Genomic DNA, 24,363 nt, shown 5'->3' with positions numbered 1-24,363 from the left:
TTTTCATTCAGTAGAGCGTGCCAGCTACCCGGTTGGCGCGCTCTTTTTTAAATAGCACCTTACCGCACCCACACCCGTTGCACCAGACGCCAATCGGCCCCGTCGGCCCGGATCAGATACAAACCACCCCCAAACGAGCCAATGAGTTCGACACGGCCATCGGAACCGGTACGAGCCGTAACTGGCACCGGCAATCCCGCAGCCGACCACAACGACCACGCGGCCCCGCCCAGATTCCGGCCTTTGAGGGCTACAACCCCCGGTCCATTCGTATCGATAACCAATAACGAGGGCGTACGGTCGTCGAGCACCACGGCTACTACCTCGGAGAGGTGCGCCGTACCATCGCGGTCCACTTGCCGAAGTCGGTAGTAGGTCGTGCCCGCGTCGGGCCAGTCGTCGGTAAATGTATAGAGTTGGCGGGTATCGGTAGTGCCTCGTGCGGGCAGTTGCCCCACCGTTCCGAACTCGGCCAATGTGCGGCTCCGCTGAATTTCGAACCGGTCGGCGTCCTGCTCGGTAGCGGTAGCCCAGCTGAGCTGCACGCGGTTGTCGGGCAGAGCCTGCGCCCGAAAGTACAGGAGCGATACCGGCAACGGAGCCGTGGTCACGGTGCCCGAAATAGTTAGTTCGTCGAGCCGCAGGGTACCACCGCTGTTTGGTGGGCATCCATAGATTCGAAACGAGATAGCCCCGGCCTGATTGGCATACGCCCCACCCGACAACGGAATCCCGGCGGCCCCAAATGGGGGTGTTTCAGGCACACTCCCTGTAAATATATCGTTCGCAAATCCATCGACACTCGACCGTACGCTAATCTGCTGCGGCCCCGCCCCCGACCGGCCGAAGAAAAACGAAAGTTGTGAAAGAGTCATTTTCTGACCCGCGTTGGGCTGTACCGTAATCATCGCAAACTCATTGCGGTTGCATTGCGACTGCGACCAGTCGCCGACATTTACAGCTTGCCCCGCAGCCCCATTCACATAGGGACCTACATTCGATGGCCTCACGCCCACAAATCCAGCGTCGCCCACGGATATATACGGCGACGAGCTGCTGCCTGCCGTATTCCCGTCGAACGACCACCGGGCCGTAAAAGGTGTTTGTGCCAGCAGCCGGACCGCCGTTAACAAACAGATTATGAGTAGATACAGTCGCATAAGGCGACAAATTACAAAAAAGGTAGACATCCTGGATGGAGCCACAAAAAAAGGCAGTAGGGTCTTCTTGTGCCCTACTGCCTTACGTACTCTATGTAGTTTTTTACGGATCAGTACACAAACTCACCGGCCTCGCTACGGATGGTTACCTGCTTACCTGTGTGCGCTTCCACACGCCCAATCACCTGCGCTTCGATACCAAATGACTGTGCTACGCGTATCACTTGGTGGGCAAACTCATCGGGCAAGTACACCTCCAGCCGGTGGCCCATGTTGAATACTTTGTACATCTCCTGCCAGCTTGTGCCACTTTCCTGCTGAATGAGCCGGAACAAAGGTGGCACCGGGAAGAGGTTATCTTTGATCACATGCAGATTGTCGATAAAGTGCAGCACCTTGGTTTGTGCCCCGCCAGAGCAATGCACCATCCCGTGAATATGGGGCCGCAACTCGTCGAGCAATTGCTTCACCACCGGCGCATAGGTCCGCGTAGGTGATAAAATTAGCTTACCCACCGGCACCGACCCGTTCTCTACGGGCTCCGCCGACTGCAACTCGCGGCTCCCGCTATACACTAAGCTCCGATCTACGGCCGGGTCGAAACTTTCGGGGTATCGCTCAGCCAGATAATGCGCCAGTACATCGTGCCGGGCCGAGGTCAGGCCGTTGCTGCCCATACCACCGTTGTACTCAGTTTCGTAGGTGGCCTGCCCAAACGAAGCCAGGCCCACCACCACATCGCCGGGCTGAATACGGTCATTGCTGATGACCTGATCCCGGCGCATCCGGGCAATCACGGTACTGTCGACGATTACCGTTCGGACCAGATCGCCTACGTCGGCGGTTTCGCCACCGGTGCTGTAAATTTCGATGCCATGCTCCCGCATCATGGCCAGCACCTCTTCGGTTCCGTTGATGATTTCGGCAATCACCTCCCCCGGAATCAGGTTCTTGTTCCGCCCGATGGTCGATGAGAGTAGCATGGGGCCGGTAGCGCCCACACAAATCAGGTCGTCGGTATTCATCACGACGGCGTCCTGTGCAATGCCACGCCAAACGCTCAGATCACCCGTTTCGCGCCAGTACAGGTACGCCAGCGACGATTTGGTACCCGCCCCATCGGCGTGCATGATGGTGCAGTAGTCCGGGTCACCGGCCAACGTATCGGGTACGATTTTACAAAAAGCCTTGGGAAACAGCCCCTTGTCGAGCTGAGCAATGGCGCGGTGAACGTCTTCCTTATCGGCAGAAACCCCACGCTGAGCATAACGATCAGTCATGGGGCAAAGATAGGGAGGAAAGGAGAAGGGAGGAAAGGAGAAGGGGGAAGAAAGGGAGAAGGGAGTAGGGACACAAGCGTAGTCTCACCTTTTTCCCTTTCCTCCTTCCTCCCTTCTCCTTAATAATGTATTCCCGCTTCGGTGCGGACGGCGTCGAGCAGGCCGATGAGGTCGAGGCTGTTGTCGAGCGACCAGAGCGGGCTCTCGGTACGTCCTTCGGCAAGACACTGCATCACGTGCCGGGCTTCGTACTCGTACCCAAAGGTGGTTCTCGGAACGCTGAACACCTCCGGCTCTTCGCCTTCCCGTTCAAGGGATACCGTAGTACTTTCATGAAAACGCCCGGCAATCCGAATGGTGCCCTGTTCGCCGTGAATGACGCCGACGGTATCTGTTTTCACCAGAATGGTGCTATCGAGGAGGGCCAGTTCACCATCCGCATAGGTGAGTGCCATTCCACACTGCTCATCGACACCCGTAGCGCCAAACGAGGCAGCCGCCCGGATATGCGCCGGTTTACCCAGAATCAGATACGACAGAAACAGGGGATAAATACCAATATCGAGCAGAGAGCCTCCGCCCAGTGCCTTATTAAACAGCCGACCTTCGGGGTCTTTATTGGCCGCAAAACCAAAGTCGGCCCGCACCATCCGAACCGGGCCAACAGCCCCCGAATCGACCCACTCTTTAGCTTTCAGAATCGTTGGCATAAAGCGGCTCCACAGGGCTTCCATCAGAAAAACGCCCCGCTCGCGGGCCATTTGTACCATCTCGGCAACCTGCCCGGCATCCATACCAAACGGCTTTTCGCAGAGCACCGGAATACCGGCATTTAGCAACATCAGCGTGTTGGCATGATGGTACACATGGCGCGTGGCAATGTACACCACGTCGAGGTCGGGGCAGGTGAGCAGTTCCTCGTACGACCCGTAGCAGTGTGTTGCGCCGTACTGAGCGCCGAAAGCCTCGGCCCGGGCCTGGTCAGAAGCGGCTACCGCATGTAGCTGAGCCCCTTCAACGGTCAGTAAGTCCTGCACAAATTTGTGGGCAATACGGCCTAATCCTAAAATACCCCAGCGGGTTACGGGTTTAGTAGTGTTCATGGTTGCGTACTGGTTGGAAACATCGAAATGCGAATGTAAACAATTCGGGGCGGGCTATACGTTGACATAGTAGTTTAACCATTCGGCTCACCACCCGGTTTACTCTATGCGCTTTTGCTTTTACGTCGTTCTTCTGTGCTTTGTTTTAGGTACCCGGCTGGGGTTTGCCCAGCTTACCGAGCAACCCGACCCTCTCCGACCCGCCCGGCCCGATACGGCCCAATCGGCCCCGCGCGACTCCGTTGGGGTTGTGGCTGATAGCCTGCCCGATGAGCAACCGGCGATCCCGACACCCATCAGCCAGTTGCGGTATCGGCTCACGGCCGACGGAACCGCCACGCGGGGCAACGTCAACCGGTTTTTATTACAACTCACGGCCGCCCTCGACCTGTCGGTGAGCAAACAGTTTAAATTTTCGAGTAGCCCTTCGTTTGTGTACGGACGCCAGAACGCCCTGCTCAACGAGCGCGAGTGGTTTGCCGATTTCCGAACCACCTACCGGCACGAAAAACGGCTGTATTATCTGGCGTTTGGCTCGTTGGAGAAAAGTAACCTGCGGAAGATTCAGAACCGGCAGATTGCGGCCGGGGGCGTCGGGCTGAAACTGCTCAACCGGCAGAAAGCCTACCTCTCGCTCACCAACGTACTGCTTTTGGAACGTACCGATTTTATTGAAGGGCAGGATTTCAGTGTACTACGAAACTCAGCCCGCTTGTTTGGCGAGTATCAGCTGGGCGAAGCCGTGCGGGTTAGCCACACAACCTTCTGGCAACCCGCCCTGAACCAGACAGGGAATATACGTTGGAACGGCACGGCCACGGTACAGGTCAAAATGACCGACGCCCTGAGCCTCCGCACCACACTCGCCAACTCGTACGAGAGCGTGGTGGTGCCGGGGCGGCTCCGCAACGACCTGCGCTGGACGATCGGCCTCGCCTACGAACGCAAATAGCTTACTGCTTTTCGGGATACGGAATCACGAGCCGTTCGCCCCGGGTAGCCATATCTTTCGACTTACCATTGGCGCGCATGAGGGCTTCCTTGCTAACCCCGTACTTTTGGGCCACCACCCGCAGTACATCGCCGGGGCCCACGGTGTGCACAGCCATCACCTTTACTTTCAGCTTTGTCACCCCCGACTTTACCTGCTCTTCCGAAACATCCGGGTTCAGCTCTTTGAGGGTGCTAATTTTCATATTGTACCGATTGGCAATCCCGTAAAATGTTTCGCCTGACTGCACCGTGTGCGTCGATGCCGAACCGCCCGGTTTTACGGCTATTTTTTCAACAGGCTTAGCCGCTTCGGGCTCGGCCTTAGGCGTCTCCGTTGCGGATTCGGCCTTTTTCAGCTCTTCGGCCGATGGCTTCCCTTCGGTTTTTTCGCGGTTGTCGGCGGCTACATCTTCCACAGCGGCCGCATTGGCAGGCTCCTCCACGGGTGCCGGTGCCTGCGACAGGTCGACGGGCGTAGGCGTGGCCGTTGTATCGGTGAGGGTGTCGAGGGGCGTGATGAACTCAGGGTCACCCTGCCCCGCCAGCGATTGGGTGGTGGTGTCGAGAGCCACATTGGTCAGCTCTTCGGCCCCACCCGTATTGTCAGCTACATACTCGTAACCCACGTACAGCAAAGCCGCAATCATAGCCACCAGCACCGTCAGTGTGATGGTCGGCAGCGTGGAGCTTCCCTGACCGTTTCGTGTATTGTTAGCTTGCATCTTCTTAAAAACGTTTGTGGTATATAGTCAACCAACTGAAAAGTGAGTGGGCCGATTAAGACAGACCGTTGGTCAGCTCGCGGCTCATTTCGTCTACCTTGCTTTTCAGCTCCTCTTTGAATTGATCGAGTCGGGTAGCTACGGCCGGGTCGGTGAGGCTCACGATCTGAGCCGCCAGAATCCCGGCGTTGCGCGCCCCATTGAGAGCCACCGTCGCAACGGGCACACCCGAGGGCATTTGGAGAATTGACAGAACCGAGTCCCACCCATCAATCGAATTGCTTGATTTGACCGGCACCCCGATCACCGGCAACGTCGTCAGCGAGGCAACCATTCCCGGCAGGTGGGCCGCTCCGCCCGCACCCGCAATAATGACCTGAATTCCCCGGCTACGGGCCGACTTACCATAATCGACCATTTTTTCGGGCGTCCGATGCGCCGATACAATGTCCATTTCCCACTGAACCCCGAGCGAATCGAGCGCGTCGGCGGCCTCCTGCATCACCTTACGGTCGGAGATGCTTCCCATTATTATTCCTACCATTCAATCAAGAAAGCCCTTGCGTACAGGTACTCTATGCGAAATAACGGAGAATCAGCCAAAACAGGGTAATTATGAACGGTAATTTATCGCCGTACACGACAATTCGAGGGTAGAGAACCGGGACAGACACCGGGCGATGGGCCCATCGAACTAAACGGTAGTCGTATGCCGGTAAAAGCTACGTATTTTCCGAACCATATACTGCACATTGTCGATACCCAAGGTCGGGTACAAAGGCAGGCAGAGCCCCCGCTCGAAACCGTAGTCGGCATGAGCGTAGGCCGTAAATGCCCCCGGCCGGGCGGGTAACGTGCGGGAGTTTTCGGGCGTAAAACAGGGTTGCCTATGTAGCGGGTAGAAAAACGAACGGGTCTGCACGCCGTATTCGGCTAGAAAGGATTGTAGCTCATTGGCCCGCTCGGCGATGAGCACACACCGAAACGGCACGTGTGTACTGTGCGGGGCTGCCCCCACCACCCGTATCTGGGTTATATCGCTCAACCCCTCTTCGTAAACACTCCAGAGCAACTGTTTCCAGCTAATGATGTCGTCTAACTTCCGTAACTGACTCACACCAATAGCGGCCTGCATGTCGGTCATCCGAAAGTTGAAGCCAACGGCCGGATGCACAAATGAGCCCCGTTCCATGCGGCCCTGATTGCGCAATAGGCACAGGCGCTGGTAGATAGCTTCGTCGCGGCAGGCCACAAACCCACCCTCGCCCGTAGTGATGGTTTTGTCGGCAAAAAACGAAAAACAACTCACGTCGCCGAAGCTGCCTACGTGTTTGCCCCGGTGCCGAACGCCAATGCCCTGAGCCGCATCTTCAATCACAAACAGACCGTGCTGCTGGGCAAATACGTCAACGGCCTCCATATCGCAGGCTGTCCCGTACAGGTGAACGGGCATAATGGCGCGGGTACGAGCCGAAAGCCCCTCGGCCGCCCGGTTCATGTCAATCTGAAATGTATCGGGCTCGACCTCCACGAAAACCGGCATAGCGCCCACCATCAGCACCGCCGAGGCAGAGCCTGCAAAGGTGATGTCGGGCACAAGCACCTCATCGCCGGGGCCAATCCCGAGGGCCATCAAACCCAGGCTCAGGGCCATTGTTCCGTTGGGGGCCAGTACACCGTACGGAACCCCAATCAGCTGCCGCAGTGCATCGACAAACAAAGCCGACTGCGGGCCTTCGGTAATCCAGTTATTCTGAATCGTTTGCAACACAGCGGCCGCATCCTGTTCGTCCAGATACGGAACAATCTGGGGTATGGTACGGTGTATAAGTTCGTCGGGCATGGTGGGTGCTTCGTAAAACGTATAGCGTTTTCAGGGTGGAGAGAACCACACCAAATAAAGCACCCTTTTTTTGTACAAACAACCAAAATGCGCTATTCGGCTACACAATCGGCAGCCTGTCGAACCGGCGCCCCAGAATAGCCTCGTCGTCGGTTTTGAGCCAGTCGCGGAGCAGGGTGGCGTAGATGCTTCGGAAATCGACGGTGTATTTCAGATCGCCCTCGTCGAGGTCGGTCAGGTTGGGAGCCGCGTTGATCACCCGCGACCCGGCCGCCGGCCCGGCCCCATTGCCGCCAAACAGCAACACGTTACTTGCCGTGCCGTGATCGGTACCGTTGCTGGCGTTTTGCTTGACCCGACGCCCAAACTCCGAAAACGTCATCAGCAACACATCCTGCGTACGCCCGGCCCGCTTCATATCGTCCATAAATGCCCGCACCGCTTCAGCGTATTGGCGTAACAACCGCTCCTGCTGCCCCGGCTGGTTGATGTGTGTATCGAAACTCCCGATTGAGACATAGTACACACTCGTTTCAAGGCCCGACTGAATCAGTTCCGACACGGTTTTCAGGCGGCTACCCAGCTCACTGGCAGGGTATAGTTTAGGCGTCGATACGGTTTTGGCTTTATCGTACACGTGCTCAGCCGACGATACCGTTTCGGCCAGCGTTTTGTACAGATACGCTACCTGATCGTGTTCGGGCACGGGGGCTGGCGTGGTGGTACTCAGTCCTTTTACAAGGCCACTCCGGGTTTGGTTGTACAGTTTTTTCGGGTCGAGTACGGCGAGGCCATTCACGGTCTCACCCTTCATCGAGAGGCTCAGGGTATCGTCGACCTCAAGGGCCCGGTACGGCACACCAGCCCGGGCCGACGGGGCGCCTTTGCATTGCGCGTCCAGATACCGACCCACCCAACCTGTGTTTACATACTGATTGGAGTCACTCGCAGTATGCCAGATGTCCATTGACCGAAAATGGGAACGGTCGGGGTTAGGATAGCCCACGTTGTTGATAAGGGTCATCTGCCCGTCGTCGTACAAAGGCCGCAGCGCTTCCAGCGCCGGGTTCAGGCCCAGCTCGTCGGTCAGGGTCAACACCTTTTCGGGCCGAATCGCGATGGTAGGGCGCTCCCGGTAGTAAATGTCGTTTCGGTACGGCACCACGGTGTTCAGGCCGTCGTTACCACCCGATAACTGAACCACCACTACAATTTTTTGACCCGTTGGGGGTAGCCCCATTCGGTCCAGTTCGTAGGCCTTCAGAAAATTGGGAATCAGCAACGACCCGGCCGTGGTCAGTGCTGATTTTTGCAGAAAGTCGCGACGCGTTGGCATGGGAGAAACGTAAAGAGCGAAAGAGTGAAAGAGTGAAAGAGTGCGGGCCGCGTACGGCAATGAGTGCGGACTGCGAACGGCAATGAGTGACTGTGTAAAGCTCACAAACTCTCAATCCGGCATTGTACATTACTCGTTATTCATTATTCATTCCACATTATCCACTAACTAAGCTGATATTCCGGCAAGGCCATGATAGCAGCCGTCAGCGTTTTAATCGTCTCGGAGGTATCCTGCCCCGGCTTGAGTTGCTTCAGCAACAGATTGCGTTGTTCGGGGCGGAGCGGCAGAGGCAACAGGTACGTCGCCAGGGCGTCGGGCAGGTCGGCTTCGGCAACGCGGGCAAAGGGCTTTTCAAAACCCGCCCAGTCGACTTTGGTCGCAAACTGATTGGCTCCTTTGCGGGCCAGCAGCGTGGCGTTGACATCGGCTTCGTCTTTCGAACGAACATTCACCTCGGCGGCCCGCAACACGTAGTCGGGCAACTTCATGCGGAAAAGCAGGCTCGATGAATCAATCCAGTTTCGGCCGCCGGGCCAGCCTGCTACGTTGGGCGGGTAAAACAGAATCTGACCGAGGGTACGCTGTACAAACACCTGCGGTTGTGGCGAATCGAAGCTGACGCCCAGGGTATGCCGCATACCGGCCAGCAACTCCACCGGCGACTTGATCTGCGCGCCCAGATTGGCTTTGTCGTAGAACCAGCTGGCCGAAAAAATCGTCTCCATCAGATCGGCAATCTGGTAACCACTGCGGTAAAACTGCTCGGCCAGGTCATTCACACGCGCCGGGTCGGGGGTTTCGTTGACGAAGAACCGGTACAATTTATCGACTACAAACCGGGCTGTTTCGCGCCGTTCGAGCAGCATCCCGATCACATCTTCGCCTTTGAACAAGCCTGTTTTTCCGAAAATCGTTTTCGGTCCGTCGTCGTGTACGCGCTCCCGAAACACAAACTGCCCTTCAAGCGTAAACTGCCAGCCCGTAAACGCCCGGGCGGCTTCTTTAATATCGTGCTCGGTATAGTTAGCACCCGCCGACGACCCGCGCCCGAGCGTAAACAGCTCCATCAGCTCGCGGGCAAAATTTTCGTTGGGGGCGTTTTTGCGGTTCTGCTGGTTATTCAAAAACTGGAGCATGGCGGGTGTTTTTGAAACGGCCATAAGCAGATCACCAAACGAACCAAGGGCATGTTGCCGGATCACGTTGCCGTAATCCTGCATCACGAGCGCATTGCGGCCTTGGGCCCGCACCGCAAAATGACCATGCCAGAACAAGGCCATCTTTTCGCGCAGGGCCCCTTTGGCCGCCACCATGCGGTCGAGCCACTGCACATTGAGGTCGCGAACGAGCTCGGCATTTTCACGGATACGCGTCCGCAGGGCGTCGCGGTCGAGCATGCCATTGCGCAGGAGTCCTTTTAGTTGCTTTTTGGAGTCGTATTCTTCACGGGCTACCACCTGTAGGGGCTCAACCTTCTGACTATCGTCGATGAGCTTTTTGACTACCCGCCGGAGCGGCATACGAGCAGCCGCATTCAGTTCGGCGGGGGTACCCCCAAAAGCAGCCCGGTTAAACAGGTGCCGCATCTGTGCCACGGCCTGGCGTTGAGGTGCGTGAATCTGTTCCATCAAAAAAGGGGGTTTACAGTTCTCTGTTTACAGTTTTCAGTTCGCTATGTAGCTGCATAATCTCCCCAGAATCGTTGAGAGCGACTTCTGCCTGATGCCCCAAAAAATGTAAACGATAACCGTGTGTTTGGCTTTGATTCGGAAATAAAGCCCAGGTTTAATGGGAGCTACAGAATTTTCTTTCTGAAGTACTGCCCCCTAAGTGAATGAACAATGTAAAATGCATAATGAGTAATTGTATTACCTGCTGATAGTCAACCATTTCATTATACATTTTACACTATTCATTTTACATTTAATTCTGTCTGACCACTAAAAACCAGAAACCGCAGCGCCAGCCACCATAAACCAGAAACAATAAACCAGTCTACCGAACGCCCAGATCCTGCAAGGCACTCTTGAGCATCTCGACGCGCTGCCGTTTGTGAAACAGAATCGGAGGGGCCGATCGCTCCTGGCAATCCAGCGCCCGGCACCGCTCACACGATTCGTTGACCATCCGCCGGTTGATGGCCGGGTCGTTGAGGAAGTTCACCCGTTTCAGGCTGGTTTCGTTGAGCAGAATCCCGAGCGAAACGCTGTGGTTGAGCCCCCGGATGGGTGTGAGCGGGCGCGCCAGCCCAAACACAAAATAGCTATTGTGCGAATCGATGTAGGTGGAAATCTGTGCCCGCAGCAACGGCTTGTCTACAGGCCCCTGCTGTTGGGCATCGGCCAGTTCGGTGAGCATCTTGAGCGAAATCCACCGGCGGCAGTAGTGCTCACCCGTAATCCCGTGCGGGTTATGCAGCCGCGAGAGGTGCATTTCTTTGGTCAGGTTGAAAGTCTCTTCACCCGGCGAAACGTCGCCCGGCGAAACGTCGCCCGGCGAAACGTCGCGCGGCTCGTGCTCAAAACGGAGAAAAAATAACTGATCGATACCGAAGTAGTGGGGCAAAAAATTGCTGATCCGGTGCAACAGGGTTTCGGGCGTAGCCTGGAGCTGATCGAGCATCTGCTCCAGCGCCACGGCGGCTTCGGCCCAGGTGGGCAGGCTAAGCCAGTTTTCGAGCAGGGGCAGCACCCGGTCCCGACGCATCAGAATGGCCCCCGCAAAGTACGAAGCCCGGAAGTTGGTCAGCACCTGATCGAACGACTGTACCTCGACCCACGACGACGTGAGCGGGCGCTCCTTGCTTTCGAGCCGCAGAAAACCCACCTCCCGACCAAGCGTAAACGCGCGCTGATCGGACGTGAGAACCTGATTGAGCAACAGTTTCTTTTCGGCCGGCAACAGCACCGACCGCAAACTGCTCAGGTGCGGGTGGCTCCCCTCGTTGAACAGCTCAACGGTATAGCCGTGGCACTCGTGCAGGTACTGACTCAAAAACGACTCGTTGAGCACGAAAGCCGGGTCGGGGCTTACCTGCGCCAGAAATGCATCGGCCGCCTGCTCGATGTCGGCAAAGTAGTTTTCGTGCATCTCGATGTACGTCCGGACCACGGCGAAGTAAAACTCTTCGACACTCAGGTTGTACTGCCGCCCGATTTCCATGATTGTGCTGATAAACGCGCTCAGTTTGGTGGGCGCGTTGGCCAGCAACTCGAGCAAGTCGGCGGGTTCGATGCCAAACATACTCAGCGGGAGGTCACGCAGGATGTTGGAACGCAGCAGGTTATAAATCGGCTCCATCCGTTTGCTCAACTGCACCGACACGAGCGCGTCGTACGTGACGCCCATAGCCCCCGCCAGGGCAATAATCTTATCGGTTTTGGGGTACTTCTTCCCTTTTTCGATCTCGTTGATGTACGACACCGACACCCCCGACAAATCGGCCAGGTCGTACTGAGTCAAGCCTTTGTCGAGCCGGAGTTGCCGGAGCTTTAAACCAAAGAGAATACGAATGCTATCCGAACTAAAATCCATACTGCTTAGAGAAGACCCAACGCCAAACTTACTATAATCCACGCGGTTTGCCCATTTTCAGTACGGAATCGGGAGAATTTTTGGCCGTTTGCGAATATTCGCTTTTCTATTCAAAATTCGCTTTGTAAACTTGCTGGCACAATGAAATCGCACGAATTTCAACTCATTACGGCAATGACACCAACCTCTTTTTCAACAGAACGGATTATGACGACCTACACGGATGTCGTGACCGAAAGCAGTTTGCGCGCCTTCATCGGGGCGGGGCTTCGGCAAGTGGCGAAAGCTATTGAACAAGGCCAGGAGAGTTTGTTAGCGCACGGAGAAATTCCGGCGGGGTCGGCCTGTGAGCGCGTGGGCAACTGGCTTAAAAACCAGACCCCTACGTACGATGGTCGGGTGATCGAATTGTCGTGGTTCCGGCACCTGTTGGTCGAGGAGATGGACAATCTCCGATACACCTTGGGTGAACAGGCCTACTGGTCGGGCAACTACCCGGAAGCGGGTCGGCTATTCAACGAGTTGGCCGCGGCCTGTGTCGACTAACGAAAGGGTGGCCACGCGGCCTTTTCAACCAGACTTACTTTATCAGCAAATTTGCGCGAGCGGCCCCAACGGTCGCTCGTTTTATTTTCGGACAAGCTGGTAGTTTTTCTGAAAACACCGGAGACCCTTGTACACCGTCACATTGAGGGTGTAAGAGTTGGTGAGTTGGATCGCCACGTCGTAGTGGGTCCCACTCGATGGATGAATCAGTTTGCCGCCACTCCATTCTTTTCCATTGAAGGTGAGGTTCGTAAATAGCAGCCGGTTGCCGGAGAGCTTATGCTGGTACGCGGCCCCAACCTCCACAATGCGGCCGAAATACTGGCCATTTTCCCGGTACACTTCAATGGTCGACTGGCGGGCCGGGAACAGCCAACTTCCCAGAATCAGATCAGCATTACGACCCGACGACCAGCTTCCCAGCAAGAGCAATATGGCAATGCCGTGTACGATTCGGCGGGCGAAAAAGGGCGCTTGTATCTTCATGGCACGTCATCGGTTGAGTAAGTAAAACGAAAATAACCAACGTATCGGACTATACTAAACCGAACGACCTAAATACTTCTAAATTATTTCTTTATGCCTTTACGGGAAATATTCGGTCGCTGCAACCCTACCTGTTATTTAATCGTACAGGCGTATTATATTGGCTAGCTTTTTTTAAACGCATCCTACCCTATGAAGGGATGACTTACTTAAACCGATGACGTACCGCTACTTTTGGATTGCCACAACTGCGTTGTTAGCTGTGGTCATTTGGCCTTCCTGGGCCCAACCGCTTCCTCAATATACGGCTTCACAACTCCGCCAGCAGACGGCAACCCAGCAGGCGGTCCGGGAGTTTCGGCAAACAAACTTCGATCAGGCTGTCGAAAAAGCCCGGCTGCTGGATCGCCCGGTCCGGGTAACCCAACCCGACGGTACGGTGCAGCAACTATGGGGCCTCGATGAGCGGGGCAACCTCCTCTACGAACACACCTACAACAACATCCGGGCGGCCAGCACCACGCGCACCTCCGACCTGTACACGGGCGGAGGGTTAGGCCTGTCGCTTTCGGGCAGCAGTCCCAACGTGCGTGATCGGCTCGCCATCTGGGACGGCGGCCGGGTGCGGGGGTCGCACCTGGAGTTTGGGAGTCGTGTTACCCAAATGGATAATCCGGCCGGCACCGACAACCATGCCACCCACGTGGCCGGTACGCTGGTGGCTCAGGGCCGCAACCCGCTGGTGCGGGGTATGGCCTTCGGGGCAAACCTGAAAGCATACGACTTCGCCAGTGGCGACACCGAAATTGCCGAGGCCGCCGGTACGTACCTCGTCTCGAACCACTCCTACGGGTTTACGGGGGGCTGGTTTTTCAACAGCAGTCGCTCGGGCTCGATCAAATGGGAGTGGTACGGCGACACCACCATCAGCGAGCGCGAAGACTACAAGTTTGGTTTTTATGACTCAAATACCCGCAACTGGGACCGGATCGCCTTTAATGCGCCGTACTATCTGCTCGTAAAATCGGCCGGAAACAGCCACGGTAGCAATGGCCCCGGCGACGGTCAACCATACGTCCTGATCAACCACCGCAACGCCACCAGCACGAAGCCCCGCAGCGACCAGAACGGCTACGACCAGATTTCGACCAACAGCACGGCCAAAAATATTCTGACCGTAGCGGCCGTCTCGAATATTCTGGGTGATTACAACCTTCCGTCCGACGTGCAGATTGCGAGTTTCAGCAGTTGGGGACCCACCGACGATGGTCGTATCAAACCCGATATTGCGGCCGTAGGGGTCGATATTCTGTCGAACAGCTCCCGTAACGACAGTGCCTATGCCGTGCTGAGCGGCACCTCCATGTCGGCCCCCAATGCCACGGGGTCGCTGCTACTGTTGCAGGAATTGTACGCCAGCCGCAACAAAGGAGATTTCATGCGGGCCTCGACGCTCAAAGGGCTGGTGCTGCATACGGCCAGCGAAGCGGGCGATGCCCCCGGTCCCGACTACCGCTTTGGGTGGGGACTGCTCAACACGGCGCGGGCCGCGCAGGTATTGCTCAATACCGACCAGAACCATTTGTTGAGCGAGCAAAGCCTGTTGCCCAACCAAACCTACAGCCTGCCGGTGGTAGCCTCCGGGCGCGGGCCCCTCACGGTGACCATCGTCTGGCACGACCCCGAAGCGACGGCCACCACCCTCACGGCCGCTAACGTCAACAGCCGGACACCCAAGCTCGTGAATGACCTCGACCTGCGCATCACCACCGCCGACGGACGGCAAACCTCGTTGCCGTGGGTGCTTAACCCAGACAGTCCGGCGCAAGCCGCCACTACGGGCGACAATATCCGCGACAATGTGGAGCAGGTGGTGGTGCAAAACACTGTACCGGGGCAGTCGTACACCATTACGGTTACGCACAAAAGCTCACTCATCAATGGTAAGCAAGATTACGCCCTGCTGGCGTCGGGCGTGGGCGGAACCGCCTACTGTGCATCGGGTTCAACTAACGACGGACTTCAAATTAAGGGCATTCAGTTGGGCTCACTCAGCCGAACCGCATCGGGAAGCTGCGTGTCGTATTCGGATTTTACCCAAACAAGCCTCCCCGTTCAAGTAGGGCAAACGCTGCCGTTTTCAGTAACAGCTGGGACCTGCAATGGCGCCGTAGCTCGCGGGGCAAGCGTACGGGTTTTTGCCGACTGGAATAACAACGGCCTGTTTACCGACCCCGGCGATACACTGACTACATCAGACATATTCAGCAACACGGGTACGTTTGCCACTACGCTACAGATACCTCCTTCGGTCAGTCTCGATCAGCTGGTACGGGTGCGCGTTGTTGTTAGCGAAACCGGTTTCCCCAACTTTATTGCCCCCTGCGGCAGCTACAGCCGTGGCGAAACGCAGGACTACCTGCTTCGGATTATTCGCTCGCTCAATGATGTTGGCGTGGCAGGCATTATAACACCCGACGCCAGCTACTGCCCTTCTAACAGTACCCCATCAGTTACGGTACGGGTGCGCAACTTCGGGTCGCAAACCCAGCGAAACGTTCCTGTCGATGTTACCGTGACCGACCCGGCTACCGGCAGTAGCATTAGGGCACAGGCCACCTTACCCGTACTGTCCGGTTTCCGCGAGAGTCTGCTCAGTGTACCGTTCCGGTCTTTTCCTGGCACAGGCAACTCGGCGAGCTACCGGATCACTGCCACTACCTCGCTCACGGTCGATCAGAATCCGATGAACAACCTCGTGACCGAAACCCGCACCGTAACCACCGGTGCCCCCTTGTCTGTATCGGCGTTTACGGCTTCGGTTTGCGGCACCGATACCACCGTTGCCCTGCGTAACAACAGCGTAGGTACGGCATTCTGGTACAGTGCCCCGACGGGCGGTAACCTGTTAGCAGTAAACAACATTGCCCAGACCCGCCAGCGCCAAAATGTGTACTATGTGGATGTCAACAGCCTGAACGCACTGCTTGGCCCGGTTGCCAAAACGGCTTTCAACGGGGGTAGCTATAGCGGCAACTTTGGTCCGGCACCCCTTATCAGTACGCGCGTACCTGTGCTGCTCGAAAGCGCCCGGATTTACACGGCGGCCCCCGGTCGGCTGACGTTTACCGTTCGGCGGCTTTCCGACGATGTAGCCGTATCGACCGTGTCGCTCGATGTGACCGCCACCCGCAACTCGAGCCTGACCGCCCTCAACGCCAGCGGTCAGTTGGTCGATGACCCGAACGACCCCGGTGCCGAGTACCCGCTCAATCTGCGGATTCCGCAGGCAGGCGACTACCGAATCACGATCGGGTACGAAGGTGGGGTGTCCATATTTCGGAGTAATGTAGGCGTCGCGGGCTTCCCGTACCAGATCCGCACGGCCTCAGGCGAGCCCATCGTAAGCATTCGGGGGTCGTTGTTCGACAATGCCTCCACGGGCCAAACCGATACGCTCACCAATGCCTGGTATTATCTGTACAACCTCCGGGTTCGCTCGCTCGACTGCCCAGCTCCAGCGCGGGTAGCCGTGAGCACGTCAACAGGACAGCTTCCGGTCGTGAACCTCACCGCCGACGGCTCAACTACCATTTGCCGGGGGGCCGGTGTTACCTTGCAGGCCACTGCCACCGATATGCTGACGTACCAGTGGCTGTTCAACGGACAGCCTATTAACGGGGCCACGAGCGCCACATTCCGGGCCACGGGAGAGGGAGCTTACTCGGTGCGGGTAGCCAATAACTGCGTACCCACCAGTTCGAGTAGTATCCAGGTAAGCCTCCGCGAATCGCAGGCACCGACCGTTCAGCTCGATGGGCTTGTGCTCCGCTCCGACGCTACCATCAGCAACCAATGGCTCCTCAACGGCATTCCCATCACGGGAGCCACGAGCCAATCACTGACGGCCACCCAAACGGGCCGGTACGCGGTTCGGGGAAACGTAAACGGGTGTGGCGAGGTGGTTTCTAACGAGGTACTCGTCACGATTCTGGCCACCGATGACCCACTCGCTACAGGTATCGAAGCCTTTCCTAACCCCACTACGCAGCGGGTCACGGTTCGGCTTCCCCTACAGCCCCGGCAGCAGCTACCCACGGCCCGGCTCGTAACGGCTACCGGTCAGACCGTAACCGAAAAAGTAATGCAACGAGAGGCCAATTTTTTTGCGGCCGATCTGGATTTAAGCAATCAGGCGGGCGGTACATTTTTTGTGGTGATATTGGGTAGCGACGGCGGCAAAACAGCCGTTGTCCGTATCACTAAACTGTGAGCCCCAACCCATCTGACACAAAACTACGTCGCTCAACATACCGGCTTCCAGTGGCTAACCAGCACACATACCAACTGATTGTGTGCTGGTTAGCTACTGGTTGGTTGGTATTACTGAGCCTATGGGGGCAGGCTCAAGCACCTAACCTACCCACTGGGGAGGTGCTCGTCAAAGAGCTATCGGAGCGGTACGCCCAACGTACCAAACGAGCCCATCAGCTGGCCCAGCAGTTGGGGTGGCCTATCCACAAAAATTATTCCAACGGACAGCGGTTTAGCCTACAGGACGTTGACTCTCTGGGGCATCCGATCTACTACCGAACCCACAATACCCACGCCAGCCTGCTCACCCAAACGGCAGCCCTTTACAGTAAAGGAACTGCCGGGCTCGCCTTATCGGGAAGTAGCCCGCTGTTGGCCGGGCGGCTCGGCATGTGGGATGGCGGTCGGGCCCTCGCCCAGCACCGCGAATTTGGCGGAAACAACGCCCGGGTTCAGTACATGAATCAACAGGGCGAACTAAGCGACCATACCACCCATCTGGCAGGCACCCTTATTGCCCAGGGCATTAACCCGGCCGCAAAAGGCATGGCCTTTGGTGCTACGCTCAAGATCTGGGATTACGACGACGATATCACCGAAATGGCCTCGGCTGCCAAAGACCTGTTGCTCTCCAACCACGCGTACGGTCCCGTAGTCGGCTGGGTGTATAACCCCGACCGCCCCGGCAACGACGCTAACGGGAAGTGGGAATGGTGGGGCAATACGGCCATGAGCGCGACCGAGGAGTATCTGTTTGGCTTTTACAATGCCAAAGCGGCCGACATTGACCGGATTGCCTACAGCAATCCTTACTATCTGGTGGTACGGTCGGCCGATAACAAACGGGCCGAAACCGGTCCCCCGGCCAATACAGCCTATTTTCTGCGTAATACTGACGAAAAAAGTACACTGCCTCGCCTACGCAACGATGGCTACGATGTAATTGCGGCCGAAGCCACCGCGAAAAACGTTCTGACGGTAGGTGCCGCCGATGTAAGCACCGACCTGAGCCGCATCACGGTCTCATCGTACAGCGGCTGGGGCCCTACCGACGATGGCCGCATCAAGCCCGATTTGCTTGGTGTTGGTACACCCATCCTGTCTACGCTGTCGTCGGGCACCGCCAGTTACGGGAGCCTGCTGGGGACTTCTATGGCATCGGCCACTGTAACAGGGGCTCTGTTGCTATTGCAGGAACTGTACGCCCAACTGAAGCCGGGTCAATTTATGCGGTCGGCTACGCTGCGCGCCCTCGCCCTACACACAGCTACCCGCCCAAGGCCCGCCGGACAAACAGCCCTGCCCCCACCCGACTACCGACAGGGCTGGGGATTACTCAACGCCTACGAAGCCGCTCAGGTCATTCTGAACCATACTGGCGCGCATCAACTGCAGGAGGCCTCGCTCCGGCAAGGAACCACTTATCTGCAGTCGGTAGTGGCTCAGGGCAACGAACCGCTGGTGGTAACCATTGCCTGGACCGACCCCGAAAGCACCCCTACCGCGTTGAATCCGCGCTACGTAAACAGCCGGGTACCCAAGCTGATTAACGACCTGGATGTACGGGTTACCGACGACAAAGGCCTCACCGCCAACCCCTGGACCCTCAACCCGAACCGCCCCGAGCAGGTGGCCATACCGGGCGATAACATTCGGGATAATGTGGAACAGGTGGTGATTCAGGACCCTGTGCCGGGCCGTACGTACACCATTCGGGTAAGTCACAAAGGCGATCTGCGGTACGGGGCGCAACCGTTTTCGGTGGTCGTGAGCGGCCTCCGCCGAATCGAATGCCCGCTTCAGGTGTCGCTGTCACCCAACGCCGATACGACCCTTTGCCCCGGCCGACCGTTGCTACTTTCGGCAGGGCAGGCTCAGTTTGTCAACTCGAAAACACTCGCTACGGCCGTCCGCTACGAATGGCTCCGCAACGGCATTCCGGTTGCCGACGCCAACAGTGCATCGTATGTGGTAGCCAACCCCGGCTCATATGCCGTTCGGGTTACCGACCGCAACGGGTGCAGCGGTACCAGCCGACCTATTCTGGTACAGGCATTGGCCGACCGCACCTTACTGACACCGACTGTCAGCCAACTCCTTTGCTCAGCCCGACCGAGTGTTCAGCTGATGGCCACGGGTGAGCCGGGCGCCACCTACGAGTGGTTCCGCGATGGCCAGGTGATTAGCCGGGGCACAGCAATGCGCTACCAGGCAAGTGTGCCGGGGAGTTATGCTGTAAAAATGAGCCAGAACGGCTGCTCGGTACAAAGCCCGACCACGGTTGTTGAATCAGCCACGAAGCCACTGACCGAGATTCTGCCCACCGATAGCGACATTGTTCTGCCCAGGGGATCGTCGGTACGGCTACAGGTACCGGCCAATTCAGACTATACATACCAATGGTTTCGCGACGATGCGCCCATTGCACAGGCCATCGGCGCGTCGTGGCTGGTTAATCAACCGGGGCTGTACCGCCTGCGCATCAGCCAGCAAAGTTGTACGGCCCTGCTCAATCCGCGCACGGTGCGGTCGTCATTGGCACAAGCCGACTCCCTGTTTAGTACGGTCCCCGCCGACAGTATGTTGCTGGTGATGCCCAACCCCGCGTCGGAGCAGGTCACGGTGCAGTACAACCGTAAAACGTCGGAGCACCCCATCGCGTTGGTGTACAGTCTAAATGGCCTTTTGTTGATGACCGAAACACCGCTCACTTTCCGCGATGGGCTTTACGAAGCCACGATTCCGGTGCGGAGCTTTCCGCCGGGACATTACATGATTCAGGTCATCGACGGCCCCCGAGTGCGCGCTACCCGGTTTGTGAAGCGTTGAGAAATAAAAAACAGTCAAGCCGGGGCCTGACCGTACGAAACTGTATAGAAATGAATGGATAATGAATAATGGTGTCGCTCATTGTTCATTATCCATTCTTCATTATCCATTACCATCAGGTTAGATTCGGACGAAGAGCTTACGCCGGTAGAGCCACACCATCAGATACCAGGCCGCCCAGAAAGCCAGGCCGCCAATAATGGCATGTTGTACACCCGCCGAAAGGCCCCCAATGACCGGTCCGACGTGCGTCCGGACATTATCGACCATCCAGCCGTGAATTGTCCAGTGTGTCAGGTAAGCCGCCATAGAATTGGCCCCTACCACCACAAACCAGAAGTTGCCCTTTTTCCACTGCCGACTTTCGATCAGCCACACAAAAAAGGCCAGCATGAGTAACACCAGCCCCCCACTAAACAAGGTCCAGGTGGGTGTCCAGATGCGCTTAACAATCGGGCAAACCGATGCGTAGTGCAACACCAGCCCCAGCACCACGGCACCAATGCCCCAGATCAGCAACGTCCGAATTTTGGTACCTAAGTCGCGGTTACTCTGAAGCAGTTGCCCAGCCCGCAGGCCCATCAGCATGGTACCCAACGACGGAATAAAGCTCAGGGTTTGGTAGCCACCCCGGTTGATAATAAATGGTTTGGCGCGTGGAAAGAGGTTCAGAAACCACTGATCGAAATAGTTGGCCGGGTTCACGTGGATATTCCAGTGCGCCATAAAACCCGTCAGCGGCTCGTACTTGCTGCCCTCTACCACGCCGTATTCCGTCAGTAACTCGGCGTTGGCCAACGGATAGAAAGCAAACAAGGCCCAATAACCGACCAGAATCACGGCCAGCGCGGCCCACTGCACCCGCTCCGACTGAAACGCGAGCCAGAACAGCAGCGGGTATCCGAGTCCAATCTGGGTAATGACATCCTCGAAGGTGAAGTACGTCAGATCACGGCCCATCGACCGCAGAAAAATCCCGAGCAGAATCAGGATGGCGGTACGTCGCCAGGTATGCGCCCACAGCTCACGCATTGGGGCACCTTTAGCCAGCCGGGAGGCAATCGAAAACGGAACCGCTACCCCCACCATAAACATAAACGAAGGCTGAATGAGGTCCCAGGCCCGGCAGCCGATCCAGAGTTCGTGCGAGGTCTGGTAGCCAATAAATTGCCAGAACGCACTATCGGGGTAAAATTCGGCCAGCTTAGGCAGTTCGAGGGTAGCCTCGGTCATCAGAAACACCATCACCACACCCCGAAATACATCCAGCGAGAGGAAGCGTTCGGTTTGCCTGACAGCGGGAGCAGCTTGTGCAATCATAGAGTACGACAGATCAAGGGTTTGTAGGAAGTTTGAATCTGGAAAATTTTCGGCTGTGAATCAAGATAAAGGCTTGCATACCAGACCGGCAAAGAATCCAGATTCAGCGCTATAGTCGATAAAGAAGCATTTCGGATAGAGTTAATGCTTATTTTGTGCACAAACCCCCTAAATAGGTCGACCGCATGAAAAACAACCTTTGGCTCGCCGGATTGGCCGTGGCCACGTCTTTGTCAGGACACGCACAAACCGAAAAAATTGATCAGGCCGCGATGCAGAAAATCCGGGAAGAAGGATTGCAGCGTTCGCAGGTGATGGAAACGGCCTTTTACCTGACCGACGTCAACGGCCCCCGCTTACAAGGTCCCGGCTTCATGAAAGCCGCCAACTGGACCAAAGACAAGCTGACCGGCTGGGGCCTCAAAAATGCCCGACTCGAACCCTGGGGCGACTGGGGCAAAGGTTGGGGAGTAGAACGCTGCTACCTGGCCATGACCGCTCCCTACTACAAGTCGATTATTGCCGTACCTCGCGCCTGGAGCGGTAGCACAACCAAGCTACAGAATGCCGAAATTCTGTTTATCAGCGATTCAGACACGACTGCCCTGGAGAGTTACCGCAACAAGCTCCGCAATAAGGTTATTCTGATTGACCAATCGTACAAAGTAACGCCGTCGTTCCGGCCCGACGCCGACCGATTCACCGATGAAGCACTGGCCAAAATGGCCGCCGAAAGCAGCCCGGCCCGCCAGCGTTCGGGGCAGGACTCGTCGTACCGCAGCCTCATTCAGAGCATGCGTACCCGCAACGCGTTTAACCAGAAAATGCGCAAACTGGCCAAGCAGGAAGGAGCCGTTGGCATTCTGAACACGACCCAAACCAGCAAAGACGGAACCCTGTTTGTGAGTGGCGACTACGCCAACGCGGCCCTCGGCTCTACCCCCGACGACCTCGCTGACCTCTCTATTTCGGTGGAAGATTACCTGATGCTGTGCCGACTTATGAAAGCCAACGTACCGGTTAAACTTGAACTCGACGTAAAAACAAAGTTTTACACCGACGATATCAAGGGCTATAACGTACTGGCCGAAATCCCCGGCACCGACCCCAAACTGAAAGAAGAAGTTGTCATGTTGGGCGCGCACCTCGACTCCTGGCATGCTGCTACCGGCGCTACCGACAATGCGGCTGGCAGTGCCGTGATGATGGAAGCCGTTCGGATTCTGAATAGCGCCGGGCTGGAACCCCGCCGGACTATTCGGATTGCCCTCTGGAGTGGCGAAGAACAGGGGTTACACGGCTCCAAAAATTACGTTACCAACAAACTGGTCAGCGCTGGAACAAACAAACTCACCCGCGAGGGCGAAAACCTGGTGGCATACTACAATGTGGACAACGGAACGGGCAAAATTCGCGGCATCTATTTACAGGGAAACGAAGCGGCCGGACCTATTTTCGCCGAGTGGCTCAAACCCTTTCATGACCTCGGTGCAACCACCGTTGCCCCCCGCAGCAGTGGCGGAACCGATCACGTCTCGTTCGACCGGGCGGGCCTGAACGGATTCGGCTTTATTCAGGATCGGATTGAGTACGACACGCGCACGCACCACACCAACATGGATACATACGACCACCTCCAGCCCGACGACCTGAAACAGGCCGCCACGGTGGTAGCCGCTTTTGTGTACAATACCGCCATGCGCGACGCCCGTCTGCCCGTCAAGACCCCGGCTATGCAGTCGGCGCGGTAGACGGTCGATTGTAGAAAGAAGAAAAAGGGGTTGCCGGTATTTCGGCAGCCCCTTTTTGGGTATCTGGCACCTCATTCGGCCCAGGTTGACAAGGTTTGCCAGAGGTCTCTGGTTAGAACAGATTGACCTCTGGGTTGATCGAGATACCGAATTTTTCGCCCACAGAGCGCTGTACTTCATGCGCCAGAGCCAGAATTTCGTGGCCGGTGGCTTTTCCGTAGTTGACCAGCACCAGCGCCTGTCGTGCGTGTACGCCCGCATCGCCGGTTCGGTAGCCCTTCCAGCCACAGCGTTCAATTAGCCAGCCAGCCGGCACCTTTACCCGGTCGGTATCGGCCAGAGGGTAGCCCGGCATATCCGGCCACTCCTGGCGCAGTGCCTCAAACTGTTCTTTCGGAATTTCAGGATTTTTGAAGAAGCTGCCAGCATTGCCGATCTCGGCCGGGTCAGGTAGCTTACTTCGCCGAATACGAATCACGGCATCGGAAACAGCCTTGATCGACAGCGTCTCGTCGGTAACGCCCATCTCGGCCAGGGTTTCGGCAATGGCCCCGTACGTGGTATGAAACGTGGGCGTTTTATCGAGTTGAAACGTCACGCTCGTGATAATGTATTGATCTCTCAGCTCGTGCTTGAACACGCTCTCGCGGTATCCGAACTGACACTCGGCGTGGGTAAACGTGCGAATCTCACCCGTTTGCCGGTTCAGCGCTTCCAACGACTCAAATACCTGCTCAATCTCGACACCATAGGCCCCAATATTTTGCATGGGGGCGGCCCCCACCGTGCCCGGAATCAACGACAGATTTTCGAGCCCCGCATACCCGCGCTTCACGCAGTACATCACAAACTCGTGCCAGTTGACCCCCGCCCCGGCTTTCACCCAGTAATGGCGTTCATCCTGACGCACCAGTTCAATTCCCTGAATATTCATCCGGATGACCATACCCTCAACGTCGCCCGTCAGCAGCAGGTTACTCCCTCCGCCCAGAATCAGCTTCGGCACGGCAACGTACTCGTTCAGGTGCAGCAGCGTTTGCAAATCAGCCGGGTCCTGAATTTCGGCCCAGTAGCGGGCATTGGCATGAATACCAAATGTATTGTAGGGTTTCAGAGAAACGTTACTTTGAACGTTCAGCATAC

The 24,363-nt window shown here is 56.7% G+C and carries 17 protein-coding genes; 5 read left to right on the top strand and 12 right to left on the bottom strand.

The window, feature by feature from the left end:
* Positions 1-59 precede the first annotated feature (59 nt).
* From RUDLU_RS27525 to RUDLU_RS0115290, 3 genes are all read right to left on the bottom strand, one after another.
* Complete coding sequence (locus RUDLU_RS27525; RefSeq protein ID WP_052316746.1) at positions 60-1,160, bottom strand: fibronectin type III domain-containing protein; 1,101 nt, start codon at positions 1,158-1,160, stop codon at positions 60-62.
* Between the two features lie 110 nt (positions 1,161-1,270).
* Positions 1,271-2,440, bottom strand: coding sequence for an AIR synthase-related protein (locus RUDLU_RS0115295; RefSeq protein WP_019989276.1), 1,170 nt, complete (start codon positions 2,438-2,440; stop codon positions 1,271-1,273).
* A gap of 119 nt (positions 2,441-2,559) precedes the next feature.
* Positions 2,560-3,543 carry a Gfo/Idh/MocA family protein gene (locus RUDLU_RS0115290; protein ID WP_019989275.1) on the bottom strand — a complete coding sequence of 328 codons (984 nt, stop codon included), beginning with the start codon at positions 3,541-3,543 and terminating at the stop codon, positions 2,560-2,562.
* 106 nt (positions 3,544-3,649) lie between these two features.
* Here RUDLU_RS0115290 and RUDLU_RS0115285 point away from each other — a divergent pair, with 106 nt between their 5' ends.
* Positions 3,650-4,495, top strand: a complete 846-nt coding sequence (locus tag RUDLU_RS0115285; protein ID WP_019989274.1) for a DUF481 domain-containing protein — start codon at positions 3,650-3,652, stop codon at positions 4,493-4,495.
* A gap of 1 nt (position 4,496) precedes the next feature.
* Here RUDLU_RS0115285 and RUDLU_RS0115280 read toward each other — a convergent pair whose 3' ends face one another.
* The 6 genes from RUDLU_RS0115280 to RUDLU_RS0115255 form a co-directional block, all read right to left on the bottom strand.
* Positions 4,497-5,258, bottom strand: a complete 762-nt coding sequence (locus RUDLU_RS0115280) for a LysM peptidoglycan-binding domain-containing protein (RefSeq protein ID WP_019989273.1) — start codon at positions 5,256-5,258, stop codon at positions 4,497-4,499.
* 55 nt (positions 5,259-5,313) lie between these two features.
* Complete coding sequence (gene purE / locus RUDLU_RS0115275; RefSeq protein ID WP_027303093.1) at positions 5,314-5,802, bottom strand: 5-(carboxyamino)imidazole ribonucleotide mutase; 489 nt, start codon at positions 5,800-5,802, stop codon at positions 5,314-5,316.
* A 150-nt stretch (positions 5,803-5,952) separates the two neighbouring features.
* Positions 5,953-7,101 carry a DegT/DnrJ/EryC1/StrS family aminotransferase gene (locus tag RUDLU_RS27520; protein WP_019989271.1) on the bottom strand — a complete coding sequence of 383 codons (1,149 nt, stop codon included), beginning with the start codon at positions 7,099-7,101 and terminating at the stop codon, positions 5,953-5,955.
* 100 nt (positions 7,102-7,201) lie between these two features.
* Complete coding sequence (locus RUDLU_RS0115265) at positions 7,202-8,437, bottom strand: DUF1501 domain-containing protein (RefSeq protein WP_019989270.1); 1,236 nt, start codon at positions 8,435-8,437, stop codon at positions 7,202-7,204.
* 164 nt (positions 8,438-8,601) lie between these two features.
* Entirely contained in the window at positions 8,602-10,068 is a 1,467-nt protein-coding gene (locus RUDLU_RS0115260; protein ID WP_019989269.1) for a DUF1800 domain-containing protein, read from the bottom strand.
* Positions 10,069-10,435: 367 nt separating this feature from the next.
* Complete coding sequence (locus RUDLU_RS0115255; RefSeq protein ID WP_019989268.1) at positions 10,436-11,974, bottom strand: helix-turn-helix domain-containing protein; 1,539 nt, start codon at positions 11,972-11,974, stop codon at positions 10,436-10,438.
* A gap of 141 nt (positions 11,975-12,115) precedes the next feature.
* Here RUDLU_RS0115255 and RUDLU_RS0115250 point away from each other — a divergent pair, with 141 nt between their 5' ends.
* Positions 12,116-12,520 (top strand): hypothetical protein, encoded by a 405-nt coding sequence (locus RUDLU_RS0115250; RefSeq protein WP_019989267.1) that lies wholly within the window; start codon positions 12,116-12,118, stop codon positions 12,518-12,520.
* An 81-nt stretch (positions 12,521-12,601) separates the two neighbouring features.
* On the opposite strand, the gene RUDLU_RS0115245 is transcribed toward RUDLU_RS0115250, so the two are convergent.
* The gene (locus tag RUDLU_RS0115245; RefSeq protein ID WP_019989266.1) at positions 12,602-13,006 is read right to left on the bottom strand and encodes a DUF2147 domain-containing protein; all 405 of its coding nucleotides are present in this window, start codon (positions 13,004-13,006) and stop codon (positions 12,602-12,604) included.
* Between the two features lie 217 nt (positions 13,007-13,223).
* Between RUDLU_RS0115245 and RUDLU_RS0115240 the strand changes: the two genes are divergently transcribed.
* Together RUDLU_RS0115240 and RUDLU_RS0115235 are read left to right on the top strand one after the other, a co-directional pair.
* Positions 13,224-17,279: a S8 family serine peptidase gene (locus RUDLU_RS0115240; RefSeq protein ID WP_019989265.1), complete on the top strand. Its 4,056-nt coding sequence runs from the start codon at positions 13,224-13,226 to the stop codon at positions 17,277-17,279.
* 50 nt (positions 17,280-17,329) lie between these two features.
* Positions 17,330-20,149 (top strand): S8 family peptidase, encoded by a 2,820-nt coding sequence (locus RUDLU_RS0115235; protein ID WP_157580226.1) that lies wholly within the window; start codon positions 17,330-17,332, stop codon positions 20,147-20,149.
* 120 nt (positions 20,150-20,269) lie between these two features.
* Here RUDLU_RS0115235 and RUDLU_RS0115230 read toward each other — a convergent pair whose 3' ends face one another.
* Positions 20,270-21,469, bottom strand: a complete 1,200-nt coding sequence (locus tag RUDLU_RS0115230) for an acyltransferase family protein (protein ID WP_019989263.1) — start codon at positions 21,467-21,469, stop codon at positions 20,270-20,272.
* A gap of 185 nt (positions 21,470-21,654) precedes the next feature.
* Here RUDLU_RS0115230 and RUDLU_RS0115225 point away from each other — a divergent pair, with 185 nt between their 5' ends.
* Positions 21,655-23,220, top strand: coding sequence for a M20/M25/M40 family metallo-hydrolase (locus RUDLU_RS0115225; protein WP_019989262.1), 1,566 nt, complete (start codon positions 21,655-21,657; stop codon positions 23,218-23,220).
* 112 nt (positions 23,221-23,332) lie between these two features.
* Here RUDLU_RS0115225 and murB read toward each other — a convergent pair whose 3' ends face one another.
* Positions 23,333-24,361, bottom strand: coding sequence for a UDP-N-acetylmuramate dehydrogenase (gene murB / locus RUDLU_RS0115220; protein WP_019989261.1), 1,029 nt, complete (start codon positions 24,359-24,361; stop codon positions 23,333-23,335).
* Between the last annotated feature and the right edge of the window lie 2 nt (positions 24,362-24,363).

The sequence above is a fragment of the Rudanella lutea DSM 19387 genome (assembly GCF_000383955.1).
GTDB classification, from domain to species: Bacteria; Bacteroidota; Bacteroidia; order Cytophagales; family Spirosomataceae; genus Rudanella; species Rudanella lutea.
The sequence above is the reverse complement of the archived record's forward strand: the minus strand, read 5'-3'. Positions and strand labels throughout refer to the sequence as shown.